Source organism: Vibrio minamisatsumaniensis (assembly GCF_050337445.1).
Taxonomy (GTDB): Bacteria; Pseudomonadota; Gammaproteobacteria; order Enterobacterales; family Vibrionaceae; genus Vibrio; species Vibrio artabrorum.
On sequence record NZ_JAKJSY010000042.1, the window covers coordinates 25,240 to 39,012 of the forward strand.

Below are 13,773 nucleotides of genomic sequence, written 5' to 3' on the forward strand. Positions count from 1 at the left end.
TGTCATTTTGAGCGACTCATCGTTAAAAAGAGAGGCACATTGGCCTCTCTTTTATCGTTTATTTCGCTTCACTGCATGCTGAATAGTAACTCTCAATGCATGAGATAAAATGAGCTTTGTTCATTTCATGCAGCTGATTAATTCCTGCAGCGGCTTTTCGTCCGCCACCCGTATCAAAACGGGAACAAATTTCATCAGCCCCAATCCGGTTTGATAATGGTGCTCGCAAGCTAACGGTATACGACTCACCCTCTTGGTTTTGGGTGAGCACCGCTTGTGCTCGATAAGGGTCTTGATTAACGAGATCATTGCCAAATACACCACTGATACGACGCGCCCAACTTTCACTCGGCAGTTCAAACACTCGAACTACTTCACTCTCATAGGTCGCAACAAGGCTCGATAGCTGTTGGCGATCAATATGATAGGCATCACGAAGACGATAAAATACCGACGCTTTATCCGTCAAAAGCTCAAATGGGTTTGGATACTGGTAAAGCGTTCGGTAGAGTTCAGCGGGTGTGACATGTAAATCACTCAATGTACTACCATAACCGTTGTAATTGACTAGAGTGCCGAGCTCTTGCAAAAAATCAATGTCGGCTTGATCCAATCCATTGTCGAACGCTAGCTGCATAGCAACCGCTTTAAGGTTGTCACCAAAGGCAGCGGCGATAGCCCATGTCACATACGCACCGTCCAACTTCTGGTTTATCAACAAGCTCGTACAACATTCGGGAGAAGTATTAATTAACGTATCAAGGTGACGAGAAACCGGCACTTCTCCTGTACGATGATGGTCGCAATAAAAAACGTCAATATTCGCATCAAGCAGTGCGCGCAATGCCGATCTATTTTTCTCCATCGACACATCTAAGATCGTTGCAGATGTCACATCAGCTCGATTGTCCCGCTCGGCTATTTGCCCAACCACTTGAGCAACCAACTGAATATCTCGCTTCACACCGGTAATCAGCTCACTCTCTTTCGGCTCACTTAAGCGCAATTGCAACAACGCTATAATACCGTCTGCATCGCCATTAAATACATCGTAATGCATGTTGTTCCTCTTCCTTTGAACGTTCACTGTCTATCCGTCATCAAATAACCCGAACGGTAATATGTCTGCTCTTAATTGCCTCTCACTATTCTAGTTTTATTTCAGCGCGAGTTAAGTCTATTTTGGAATGGCTTATTCTCATTAGATGACAAAAGATTGGCAAAAAAAAAGAGCCGCGGTATGCGACTCCTTATTTAATTATGGGCTTTAAAAGACGTACTCTTGAGTAATGTAGATATCCCCGAGATATTCCCTTCAAAAAGTATATTCTCAAACAGGAACTACCACAGTCATTAATCTTAGCTCATATTGAGTAGACAAATAAATTTATTCTCAGAGGTCTTATCATGCTTTCCGCCCTGACCAAAGGAGTAGACTTGACCTTGTTTAGTCCAGTAACTTCCAGAAACGAGATGTGCATTTTGTGCTAGATATTCATAAGCGGTTTGACTCGGTAAACTCGACGATAAACGTTCGCAATATTGCATCGCGTCAGCACGATTTAAGAAAACATCTTGAGTTTTGCTGTTTTCTCTCAGCTTAGGAATAAGATAAGTAAACGCTTTATCTTTGTAGAGCACTTTATTTGCGTATTGATTTGTCTCTTTTTTCCCTGGCGACTTTACTGTCTCAGCGGTGCGAGGCTGTAAAATGCTCTTAGAAAATCCAGTGCTGGCTTGTGACTTATGAGGCTTGTTCGCCCCTTCCGTGATGACCTTATTTGGGGATGCTTTGGGGGTGCTCACTAGGCTTGAAAATGGGAAAAAGTAATCGCCACCATTCTCAAGATTTAACTTAAGTGACTGTATTTTATCACCATTCGTGACACGAACATTATAAATACCCACGTAATTGCCCGCCACATCGACCCTTTCCCCAGAACCGACTTCTTGGTCATTTATATAGAAAACCGTTTGTGGTGAATTTGAACGGAACACAAAGCGGACCTTATCCAAGCCCAACGCTTGTCTAAGCTCAACTTCCGTGTTTGCACTGTAATTGTGTTTATAACTGGCATCGGCCGTAAATGAAAGATCACCATTTAATTTTTGGGTTGCGTCAATCACTCGAAAATTTGTCAGTTTAATACGCGATAATCCGCCTTTACTCAGAACGAACGCGTTCTTGATGGACGGTAAATTTCTGTTCACACAGGTAGAAAGGCTTTCAGAAACGTTGCACTGTAAGCGACCAGAATAAGAGTCATTAATCACACGTTTTGATTCGTCCAGATGACGAGACTTGATCTGTTCGTAGAGAGAAAGAAGCGCATCACTCTTTTCTCGCTCAAATTGACTTGCCTTCTGCTGTTTGTTTGAGAGTTGCTGTTTTGTTTCTACGAGCAATTTTCCAGCCGTCTCAATGTCCGTTTTCATTGAGTTCACTTTGGCTGACATATTTCGTAAGGTCAGTATTAGAGATTCGTCGTACACACCATCGATCAATTTGTCTTTTAAACGGGTCGAGTCAGATTTGATCATATCAATACTGCTTTCTAACTTGATCTTGTTTGATTCAATTTCAGTGTTTAACTCGTTGTAATGCGAAATGCTCTCATCAATATTCAATGATCCGTATTGTTGCTCATAGGCGGAATTGATGTTGTTTAGTTTATCCTGCTCATTAAAGTCAATGAGCTCGGATGCTGCTACTACACCACTCCACCCTACAACCGCCATGATGGCTATTGCTGTCTTATATTTATTCATTGCCACTCTAATACTACCCACCCTGCCGCAATTTCTAATACTTCACCCTAGCTCGAGTAGTAAGGTGAAGTTCTATAATTTGATACCAATTTCTATTTTCACTGTTTTTCCTCAGAAGACCAAATTTCTGAGCGTCGATTTTTCGCTCGACCTTCCGACGTAGCGTTAGAAGCAATCGGTTTAGTTTCACCAAATGATCGAACAACAATACGATTTTTTTCAACGCCTTTCGAGACTAAACCATCGGACGTAGTCAATGCTCTCTTGAGGCCAAGTGCTTGATTGTAACCTTTAGAACCCGTTTTGTCAGTGTGTCCATACACGGTAATCGGACTATTGGTCACTTTTAACGAATCGGCTAACTCATTTAATGCTTTATTCCCCATGGGCGTTAAGTTGTATTGGTCAAAGCCAAAATGAAGGCGTGCTAACAACCCGTGCCGTTCTTGGTTGCTGATCCAAGTCTTACATCGCGACTGTTCCAAACCTAAGTTTGACTGTTTCTGCAGCGCTTGCTTTAACTCGCTGTTGTCAGACTCCTGTGTTATCTGCAGAAAGCCCTGTCGATGCTGAGCGACACCGACAATATCATCGACAATGACACTATGTTGGTATTCACTGAACGCAGTGTCACAGTATTCACTAACGCCATCTTTAGCATTGACAGCAAAGCTAAACGGTAATGTCGAGATGATGACTGCACCCATTACTAAATTTCTCATATTGTCCTCTAGTACAACTTAGTTATTCCGCTCGTTTTTGAACCTTTACGGATGAGTTTTTCTATCTTTTCAATCAACTCATCTAGGTTAGATACATCGATGATGTCTTCCTGCGAGTCGATAACACAGTCTTGAAAGCCACTTTGTTGAGAAGCTCGAAAGTTGATACCGATAATCCCTATGTATAGACCGGGGATCTCTTGTCTTGCTTTGTTGCACATGCCCGAGCTTACAAGTTGTCGAAGAATGTTGTTATTGGGTGATTCCTGTCCATCACTTAGAATCAGTAACATCTTAATTTTCTTATTATAAGCTTGCTGATCTTCTTGAACGGAACTATGAGGGTTACCCTCATTTAAGATTTGAGAGCCCCTCAATATACCTTGGTAAGCGTTAGTACCACCGTTAGCCCACATAGTGGAAATCGGATTCAAATCTGTTCGCTTATTGGTAAGCCGAATGTTGTGAAACTGTGATACATTTTGGTCACCAAACCCATTGAATAAATTCACGCCCGTCACACTGTAGTAGTTAGACTTCAATAATGATTTGTCGGTTAACATGGTATTCACTGTAGACGGAATATCAACATAGTTATAGACATCTGCAACGTTAGATCGGCTGGAATCAAGGACATCTTTTACCCGCTTAGCGTACTCATGATTTTCTGCTCTTGGGTTATAACAGTATGATTGCAAACGAGCACAGCTGTTTACCTGTTGCCTTGTTTTTCCTCTCCAGGCATTCCAATCAACATCATTATACGAATACGATGAAGTGTAGGTTCGATAGTTATGTTTATAACTCAACTGACTTGTCACATGCACTTGATTTCCAGGGGCTACTTCTCTGGTTCGTACGTTATAGGGCACAAAGCCGACTCGGTTAAGCAATTTATCGCTGGCCGACTGTGGCCCTGGCTCATCACACACTTCTTTCCAATGACCATTGACGAGTTGTCGACGAGTCGATGAACAAAGAATCTTATCCGATATTCGATTAATGGCCGTTTTCAAGTCGTCAATTTTTCTATGTCGATGTGGGCCCCATCTGTCTTTCATCGATCCTGAAAAATCCGAGACAAAAACAATATCGATATTGTTATCCCCTAGGTATACCGGGTACTTTCTCGCTAACGAACGGCCAGCGAGTGTCTGTTGCGCCTCAAACGAAGGAATGAAACTACTCACAAACCAAGAATCATGGGTCGTTTGTGCGTTTACGGTATATTGGATGTACTCAAGGACTCCCGCCCCCTCATCTTCTGCTTGATGAACTCTGACGGCAGACAGTTTCTTTGATTTGATGTCTCGGACATAATTGTCGACATATTTTTTAGCCAAAGAATTCGCCGTATTCGGCTGATCCTGAATCGTCACCGCTAATGCTGCGGCCTCTGCTGAATCTCTTAGCCGACTGGTTTCTTGCACATATCGTGTACCTTCAACCGCCCAAAAGGTAACGCCCATGATAGGCACGAGCAATAAGCCCATCCAGACCGCGGCCACCCCTTTCTGTTTTTGCAGGCTTGAGCTTGAATACTGATATCTTGGTATTCTCATATCATCTCCCTGGCATTATTGACGAAGAGGCAATCTTAACCATTGATTTAGTACCACCATCAAAGAAGGGCTTGAGCCAAGAACGATTTTCTTCACAAAGAGTGACTCGATATAATGGATAAACCTTTCCTTTTTCGACAGGGGCTAAATCGGCATGTTCGAGAATAGAATCGGAGTTGCACTGTAAGCTCCTAAACTTATGACTGGAAAACTCAGCCACATTACGCTTATTTATTAATGACTCGACTTTGATGGCCACATCTTCCGGTGGTGTATCCAGCATTCGACTGGCGACTGCGGTTAAATCTCGTAGCTCTGCATTGGTCACAGAGAGGTTTTTCCCGGCTAGCACATCACCCTCAAAATAACGAGATCGCTCTTTTATGATATTGACTAAAGCAAAACTTGATCGATCGAGCTTTGCTCGCACAAGCAGTTGATAACTTAAGTCTGCAGCAAACAAGTAGATGCCGCCCAGCGCTATGATGACGAATACCAATTCGATGGTAAACGAGCCACGCTGACGCCTTAGACCCGTTATATTTAGGCTACTGAGTGTCATCTTTCCAGCCCTCATGCTCTAAATTCAGCACCATAGTGCGCGAAATATTTTTATCAGACGATCCTGAGAATTTAATCACTGGCGAGTAACGGTAAGTCACCGTGATCTCTGCAAGCACATAAGAAGAGTCTAAGTCTTGCGCTGAATATCCTCTGTTGGCGATAAAGTCGGAATAGTTTTTGAAGTATTTACCTTGTATCGAGAACCGTGAACGATCAATGAGGAAATGCCATAAGCTATTATTGTCCTCGATAAGCGCTTTAAACTTATTTTCATATTGCTGATTAATGCTTTTACCTTCATATATTTTTGTGTTCCTAATGGTTTCTCTAAGAGAATATTCCGTCATGTTCACAATATAAATTTGGTAACTCGATTCGAAAATCGTAAAAGTGACAAAAAACAAAGCGATTGCGCCCAACACGAACTCGATCGATGTCGCTCCTTTTTGCCGATAAAAACATCTCATCACTAAACCCTATTTTTGAGCCAATTCTGTGGCTATGCTCTGAAGCTCTTGGTCCGAAAAGTCACCTTTGAGTAATTTTTTTGCTGACTCGACTTTGTGAGTTTTCATGAGTGCAACAGCAAGATTTGCTTTTACGATCTTGTTTCCGGGATCTTGTTTTAAAATAGGGACTAATGTTTCAATTGCCTGATCGAACTCCCCCTTTGCCATATGAATCATGGCAATGTTGTTCTTAATCGCAATATCGTCAAAGCCACGCAAGCGCGCCTTATCAAGTTCTTGATAGGCCTCTTTGTATCTTCCTGCTTTGGTGTACGCCACACCGAGTAAAACATGAATTTGACCCGTTTGATTGCCCACTTTGATGGAAGACTTGTAAGAAGAGATGGCATTTTCAGTATCGTTTTTCGCATCAAACACTTGCCCTTCTAACTGGTACAAATTCGAATTTTCAACCCCTTCTTTTTTTAAGTACTGAACATAGAAATTGGCTGATTCTAAGTCACCTTTATAAAAATAGGCCCATGCCAGTTTTTCTTTTATTTCAGTATCTTGAGAGCCTTTTTTTAACTCGGATTTATAGTGACTGATTAAGCCATCGTAATTTTTGACTTTTTCCATACTCGCAACATCATCGGGTTCCAGCCTCTGTTGTGCAGGCGTTGATTCACAGCCAGCTAAAACGCTCAACGTTAACAACGCTAAAATAATACGTTTTCCTAACACAGCTTATCCTCCAAAATTCAGTGACATTTGCATCACACCTGGTGCAAGAATCAATATTACGATCGGAAACATAATCAAGAGGATCAAAGGGACACTCATCTTCGCTGAAAGCTTGCCTACCTTTTCTTCTACAGTCAGTATTTGCGCTTTTCGCATGTCTTCGGCGAGATCACTCAATACCTGAGAGACTGATGTACCATATTGTAAGTTTTGAATGAGTGTCAGCACAAAACTTCGTACCTCAGGCGTGGGGATCCGATCACCCAAATCATTCAGTGCCTTATCTAAACCGTGTATTTTTGCCGAGTCCGAGGTGCGCTTAATTTGATAACAAAGGTCAGAGTCAAACTCAGCAAGTTCTTTGGCTAAATAGGCTAATGCGGCTTCTATCGTCATACCGGTTTGCACACAAAGCGCCATCATATCAAGCAAATACGGCATCTGAGCTGAAGTTCTATTAATCAGAAGCTTGCGTCTCATACTAAGCAGTGCATCGGGTACGACAATAACGCCAATAAGGCTAAATACCACCACCAACAGTTTATTATTCATCGGCATATCGATTAACAGCATCGACACCGAGACAATGCCCAGAACTAACAACTTGGCAGGAAAATAAAACTTTGCCCATTCAGTGTTGTAATAGCCTGCCTCTATCATTTTTTGTTCCAGTTCGCGCCGATGCTCCTTACCAAACCGAACAAAAAAGCGATTCAAGTGAGAGGGTGAACGAACGCTGTCTCCGGTTAAGTAAACCGCGATCTTATAGCGTCTTTGCTCTGCGCGAATAGAATCAAAAATCAGAAACAGGAGTGATAAAAACAAAACAATGAGGGCTGCCAATAACATCATGTGCGTACACCTCTCACTAAGAGCCAAATAATGAACAACCCCAAAAACTCACTCCCCAACACATAGAAAAGGACAACTCGGCCGTCAGGGTCATATAAAATGAAATGCACATTATCAGGGTTCACATAATTGAGCAGAAGCATAAAAATCACAGGAATGGCGGCGACAATCTTTGCTGAAATCCGAGCTTCCGAGGTCATTGCCATCTTCTTTTTTTCTAGTGTTCGCGCCTCAACTAAGACACGAATCAGTCTCGCTAACACACCTTTAAGTTGCCCGCCTCGAGCGATATTGGCCCTAAGGGTGACGGTAAAAAATAAGAACTCAGGATAGGGATAGTTTTTGCACGAGCGCTGAAGTGCAACTTCCTGAGATTCACCCAGTTTCAATCGCTCTCCCATGAGTTTGAACTCTCGGCCTACAGCGTTGTCCATGATTTCGCCAACATAACTGATGGCTTGCATCAAACTTTCACCCGCCGTAACCGAACTCATCATAATGTTCAAAGCATCGGGGAACGTATTCTCAAAATCTCGTCGTCTTTTGGTAACCAAGAAGCGATAACCAAAGAACGTAGCCAATAAAGATAAGCCAAGGATTAACATCATGTTTGTCATCAAGAGTAACTTCACCACGAAGTACCAAGATACAATGATGCAGGCCACAACATACAGGCCTATATATAAAAAAGAACGCGGACCTAAAATCATCAACGTTGGTGAGGTTGACTCTTTGAACTTCTGCCAACTTTGTTTTTTTACCAGAGATTTAATGTTGATTGCATTGAAGCTTTCCGCTTCAGCTTGTTCAATGTTGAAAAAATGATCAACTTTTCTGACCTTTGAGTCTCTGACCAAAAAAAGAACAATGGCAAAGAGAATAAGCGACAACCAAAGCATGCTATACCCCCTTAAACGAGGCCATAAGCTCATCATAAAGCCCGAAGAATTGGGCTTTCTTCACTAGCTCAGAGCGTTGCATAATACCGTTGGTGGCAAAGTCACCTTTGACGGTGTCACCAAAATTCGCCTCGTCATAACGGAAACGATAGATCTCCTCTATCACCACACTATCGCCTTCAAGACCAACAATTTCTGAAATACTGGTAATTTTACGGGAACCATCACGCAGTCTGTTCACCTGAACAATCATTTGAACGGCACTCACGATTGTTCTTCGAATCGCATCAAGGGGTTGATTCAAATTCGCCATCATGACCATCGATTCGACACGCGCAATCGCATCTCTAGGTGTATTGGCGTGCAAGGTAGACATTGACCCATCATGACCAGTATTCATAGCTTGTAGCATTTCGAACGCTTCAGAGCCACGACACTCACCAAGAATAATTCGATCAGGACGCATACGGAGTGCATTGATAACTAATTCTCGTTGGGTCACTGCACCTGTCTGTTCAACACTCGAAGATCGTGTTTCCAAACGAACCAAGTTCGGCTGTTGCAAACGCAATTCAGCGGCATCCTCAATAGTGACAATACGTTCATCTTCTGCGATGTACTGAGAAAGCGCATTAAGCAGTGTGGTTTTACCCGAACCTGTCCCTCCAGAAATCAACACATTCATACGACAACGAGAGGCTATCATTAACACTCTTGCCATCTCTGGCGACATAGAACCAAAACCAATCAAGTCTTCAAAACCGATGTTTTGTTCTCTAAACTTACGTATAGAAATCGACGTACCATCCAGAGCAATCGGTGGAATAACGATGTTTACCCGGCTGCCATCATCAAGTCGCGCATCGACGGTCGGAGAAAGTTCATCAACTCGTCGCCCAACACGTGATGCGATACGCTTAGCAATGGCTAATAGCTGCTCTTCGTTCACAAACGTCACGTCAGACTTTTGAACCTTGCCGTGTCGTTCAAAAAAGATATTGTTGGGTCCGTTCACCATAATATCGGAGATGGATTGATCTTCGACCAACGGTTGTAAGGGCCCTAACCCAAACAGCTCATCGATCAAACTTTTGACTAAGCCCGACTTCATCATCGAAGTGATTGGGCGTTGATAACTGTTAGCGAGCAGATCAACCGCCGCTTGTATTTGTGATTCCAACTCTCGACGGCTCATTTTTTGAACCGCTTCAGCATCTAATGCTTCAAATATCTGTCCACGAAACGCAAGGTATAGCTCTTTGTTAGAACTCATTTAACACGCACCTTCTTCAACCACGAACCCATGCCCTTTTGATCCACTGGCAGGCCATTAATCGATTTAACCAATAGATCCATAGAACGACCGATTTGACGATCGTGCTTGTGCCCTCGTTTGCCATCAATGACGATATGCGATAACGATTTACAGTAATTAATTTCCAGATCGACCTTTGAACCTAAGTATTTGATTATGTCAGGCTTTTGTAGCACATAAGCGTTTTCAGGACGATGGTAGTTCACGACTGTGATGACTCGAGTTCGAGATGATAACGTGAGTTGCAAGTTGGTGATTTTTTCATACAAGCGTTTCGCACTTCTCACCGAAGATACTGACGCATCCAAAACCAACACAACCACATCAAAGTTTTCAACTAAAAGTTGAGGTTCAACTTTAAAGTCCACCCCCCCAGAAAAATCTTCAACAATGAAGTTGGTATTTCGAGATAAAAGATCACAAAGTGTTTGATTGTAATTGAGAATATCTACCTGACTCATGTCACCATCAATCGCTAACAGACGAAGGTTTTTTCGTGCGCTGAATAAATAACTCAACGCGCCTTCTCCATCCATCTCATGCAATGGCGCAGTAAATTCATCAATCGTACGGGGGGTAAATTCTTTTAAGCCCAGTAATATATCAATATTGGTATCTGTGTATTGATGGTCGACAACAATGGTATCTGTACCTTGAGTCGCCAACAGTGAACTCAACTCAGTGGTAATAAATGACGCACCTACGCCACCTTTTGAGCCCACAACAGCCACTCGTTTGGCTTTACGTTTCTCACTAACTCCTGAAAAAGTCTTAAGATTTTTACTAACATGGTTTAAGAAATCCGCGAATTCTTGCTTATTTACCGGCCAAAATACATAGTAAAAACCCATATCTTTAAGAGAACGCAACGTCGATATCGCGTCTTCTTTACCAATAACAATCACCCCTTGGTGTGTGGGCAGTTTGCTGGCAAAGGCTTTAACATCTTCGACAACATTACGTGATTCATTAAATTCTAGAATGATGATATGGCTGTTTTGTTTCGCGGTTAATTTGGTCAAACCCGCGCTAACTTTTAGGCACTCAGGTTCGTTCCAACCTTCAAAGCGAAACACTTCCTGAATAAGGTTCACGCACTCTTGTGTTTGATAAAACAACGTGCAGCCTAAAACACCGGTCGTGACTACCGGCTCTTCTTTCGCTTTTGTTGTTAATGCTTTAGTCAGGTCGAACATCGTTATTCACCTACCAGTCTAGACTTGTAAGACACTTGTTTCAGACGCATTGATTCAACAAAGCAGTCTGGTTGTCCTAAGTCGGTTTGAATTTGCGCAGGTTTACATTGTTGAGTCTTCAATCGACGTAAAGTTACTTGAATCTTTAAGTCATTCGATAACAGAACGGAATTGCGATAAACGACTCTTTTAGGCGCAATGATATGCGACGGGTACTGGTCGAAAATCTTCTCTAACATCTTTTTACTGCGTGTTGATTTATAGTCCACCACATAAGTGGCTTCTTTATCCAATGCTTCAATGTCATCAATCAAGGCGTGTAACTGCTTCGCCGTTTCGTTACGGTTTTTTATTGAAAATTCGAAACTGTGGTGCTCTTTATACACCAATGCTTCAGCACCATTACCACCAAAATATCGCTCTGAAGTACACCCCAAAAGCGACAAAGAAAATAGAGCCATCAATACCAGTTTTTTCATTGAATAAACCCTCCTTGTGACAATAGGCGAATTGTGGCATCAGATGACGTCACTAACTTGTCATTAGTGTGGATATTGAGCCAACGAGACAATGTAGAAGTCTTTTTGATGTAAGGAAGTTGAACGTCTTGCGGTTTCATCGGCTCAACTAAATTCACGGTTGCCACAATAATTAATTCCGTGCGCTTTCGTTCTGTCGTTGCTTTTCTAAAAGCGGCTCCCAGTACGGGTATATCGCCGATTAAAGGAATTTTTTGCATTTTTTCCAAATCGGTACTGCTCATCAAGCCACCAAGAATGAAACTATCGCCATCGGCCAGCTCTACTGTTGTCATTGCGCGTCGTGAAGAGAGTTGAGGTACTTTTACACCTGCCGCTTCGACATAACTTTCAATCTCACTGACTTCAGGTGCTAACTGCATTCTAATTTTGTCTTGGCTAAGCACTTTCGCAGTGAGATCGAGCTTAATACCGAACTCTTTGAAAGTGATGTTCACATTATTGTTCGTCTGTACGATAACCGGTACTTCCCCCCCAACAAGAAAACTCGCGGATTCTCCGGACAACACCGTTAAGTTGGGTTCGGCTAAGACTTCAGCAATCTGATCATTGCCTAACGCGGTGATTAACGTGCTTAGATTTGAAGCATCAAATTGATCGAAAACAAATTCACCAACGCTTGAACCCACCGAACTCCAGTCAACACCGACCGTTTTTCCAAATGAATCCGTTACCTGAGCCACCGATATTTTAACGTTGACTTGCTGCGTCGTGGCGACTTCTATGCGTTCGATGATCCCTTCCCAAGTCATATTACGGGAAAAAACCATACTCTCTGGTTCTTCATAATCTGAGTTGTCTGATTTGAACTCTAACTTTTCAATTTTATTCCATTTCTCAATTTTTTTGCGCCCCAGCAAGCTGGCAACTAAGCGGTAGATATCATCACGAGTCCCCTCTGAATCGACAACACCGCTCACTGCGACTTGTTCTCCAACCGACTGAACCTTGACTTTGGCGTCAGGAAAATGAAATTTAAGTTGGCGTCGAACATCCGTTAGATCCAAATCGACAACAATGCGATCCGAAAGCAACACATCATCATTAACTCCATAGACAATCAGGCGTGACTGCCCAACTCCCTTAGCAAACACCACCAAAGTATTGTCATTAATGATCTTGTAGTCCGCGATATCGGGGTTACTAATAAACACTTTTCCGATCGGCATTTTTAATTGAATGTGCTGACCATCATTAAGCGTAATGGAACGATCAGCAGCCAAAGCATTTGTAGTGCAAAATAAGCTAATCAACAGAGATGCCAGAAAAATACGTAGCGCTTGCTTGATTGGATGTTGCATTATAATTACAAAGCCTCTCGAGGGTTATTTACGTTACCGCGTAACTCTTCGATACCGGTATAGTTATCGATAATATTGCGCACTTCAATGTCACCATGGTGCTTATAAGTTTGGCTTCGATATATTTCGATATGCATTGTTCGTTGCGCCAAAGCAAGTTTGGCTAAGTCATCCGGGGTGACCTCAACCACCACAGTGGCTAGTCCGTCTTCTTTTGTTGGAGCTAGCGCAGTAACAGCACTGTTGCTGTCGGAAGTCCCCCCAATGTTGAGTACTTTGACGTGTTTGAGGAACATTGACGCTCTCATGCCTTTAAAACGTTCCGGCTTCTCAGCGTTTTTTGCTAAGTTATCGTTAGGGGAGCTCACGGTAAGAATATCGATAAATGAACCAGGACGGATGTAATCGTTAATGAGGTTTTTATCGCTCACTTCAAGTGGGTATAACGTCATGCCTTCTGTTACCAAAAGATCGATATATCCAGGCTCTCCTGGCTCCACTTGATACTCTGGTAACACGGCATCGCCTAGCTTGAGGCTTCGATTCAGTAAAATGGAGGGAGACAATTCGATTTCAGTGTCTTCTCTGACACCAAACGTTAACGCTTCACTAAGGGGGAGTTGTTTTTTAACAACGCCTTGCGCGCTGATGGCTTCCCCTCTTTCATAAGCTTGAGTGGTCATCCAAACCGCAACATGCTCTTCGTTTTTATTGTCAATCACTTGCTCCGTAGCAACGGTCGGCTCGGGTTTACTTTTGAATAAGTCGACCACGCCTATCGCCCCTACGACCAAAGCAACAATAGCAATCAGTAATACCAGTCTAGATCTCATAATGTGCCTATTTTTGTTTGTTTAAATA

14 protein-coding genes are annotated in these 13,773 nt (G+C 42.6%); all 14 read right to left on the reverse strand.

The genetic code is table 11. The features are described from left to right. Positions 1-58 precede the first annotated feature (58 nt). The 14 genes from L4B77_RS11060 to cpaB all read right to left on the reverse strand — a co-directional run bounded on the left by L4B77_RS11060 (position 59) and on the right by cpaB (position 13,745). Positions 59-1,060 carry a DHH family phosphoesterase gene (locus L4B77_RS11060; RefSeq protein WP_429750429.1) on the reverse strand — a complete coding sequence of 334 codons (1,002 nt, stop codon included), beginning with the start codon at positions 1,058-1,060 and terminating at the stop codon, positions 59-61. Between the two features lie 299 nt (positions 1,061-1,359). Continuing rightward, positions 1,360-2,769: a hypothetical protein gene (locus tag L4B77_RS11065; protein ID WP_429750431.1), complete on the reverse strand. Its 1,410-nt coding sequence runs from the start codon at positions 2,767-2,769 to the stop codon at positions 1,360-1,362. 98 nt (positions 2,770-2,867) lie between these two features. Further along, a complete protein-coding gene (locus L4B77_RS11070) occupies positions 2,868-3,491 on the reverse strand; it encodes an OmpA family protein (RefSeq protein ID WP_429750433.1) in 624 nt (207 codons plus the stop codon). Between the two features lie 8 nt (positions 3,492-3,499). After that, positions 3,500-5,053, reverse strand: coding sequence for a TadE/TadG family type IV pilus assembly protein (locus tag L4B77_RS11075; RefSeq protein ID WP_429750435.1), 1,554 nt, complete (start codon positions 5,051-5,053; stop codon positions 3,500-3,502). Position 5,054: 1 nt separating this feature from the next. Then, complete coding sequence (gene tadF, locus L4B77_RS11080) at positions 5,055-5,615, reverse strand: tight adherence pilus pseudopilin TadF (protein WP_429750437.1); 561 nt, start codon at positions 5,613-5,615, stop codon at positions 5,055-5,057. Continuing rightward, on the reverse strand, positions 5,602-6,084 hold the full coding sequence (locus L4B77_RS11085) for a TadE/TadG family type IV pilus assembly protein (RefSeq protein ID WP_261839497.1): 483 nt from the start codon (positions 6,082-6,084) through the stop codon (positions 5,602-5,604). The genes tadF and L4B77_RS11085 overlap by 14 nt, the downstream gene beginning before the upstream one ends. Before the next feature lie 9 nt (positions 6,085-6,093). Beyond that, entirely contained in the window at positions 6,094-6,810 is a 717-nt protein-coding gene (locus tag L4B77_RS11090; RefSeq protein ID WP_429750439.1) for a tetratricopeptide repeat protein, read from the reverse strand. 3 nt (positions 6,811-6,813) lie between these two features. Continuing rightward, the gene (locus tag L4B77_RS11095) at positions 6,814-7,662 is read right to left on the reverse strand and encodes a type II secretion system F family protein (RefSeq protein ID WP_429750441.1); all 849 of its coding nucleotides are present in this window, start codon (positions 7,660-7,662) and stop codon (positions 6,814-6,816) included. Then, positions 7,659-8,561, reverse strand: coding sequence for a type II secretion system F family protein (locus tag L4B77_RS11100; protein WP_429750443.1), 903 nt, complete (start codon positions 8,559-8,561; stop codon positions 7,659-7,661). The genes L4B77_RS11095 and L4B77_RS11100 overlap by 4 nt, the downstream gene beginning before the upstream one ends. Before the next feature lies 1 nt (position 8,562). Beyond that, complete coding sequence (locus tag L4B77_RS11105) at positions 8,563-9,834, reverse strand: TadA family conjugal transfer-associated ATPase (RefSeq protein WP_429750445.1); 1,272 nt, start codon at positions 9,832-9,834, stop codon at positions 8,563-8,565. Beyond that, positions 9,831-11,072, reverse strand: coding sequence for a CpaE/TadZ family protein (locus L4B77_RS11110; RefSeq protein ID WP_429750447.1), 1,242 nt, complete (start codon positions 11,070-11,072; stop codon positions 9,831-9,833). The genes L4B77_RS11105 and L4B77_RS11110 overlap by 4 nt, the downstream gene beginning before the upstream one ends. A gap of 2 nt (positions 11,073-11,074) precedes the next feature. Then, positions 11,075-11,551 (reverse strand): hypothetical protein, encoded by a 477-nt coding sequence (locus L4B77_RS11115; RefSeq protein WP_261839491.1) that lies wholly within the window; start codon positions 11,549-11,551, stop codon positions 11,075-11,077. Beyond that, positions 11,548-12,912, reverse strand: a complete 1,365-nt coding sequence (locus L4B77_RS11120) for a type II and III secretion system protein family protein (RefSeq protein ID WP_372041609.1) — start codon at positions 12,910-12,912, stop codon at positions 11,548-11,550. The genes L4B77_RS11115 and L4B77_RS11120 overlap by 4 nt, the downstream gene beginning before the upstream one ends. A gap of 5 nt (positions 12,913-12,917) precedes the next feature. Further along, a complete protein-coding gene (gene cpaB, locus L4B77_RS11125) occupies positions 12,918-13,745 on the reverse strand; it encodes a Flp pilus assembly protein CpaB (protein WP_429750449.1) in 828 nt (275 codons plus the stop codon). Positions 13,746-13,773: the final 28 nt, after the last annotated feature.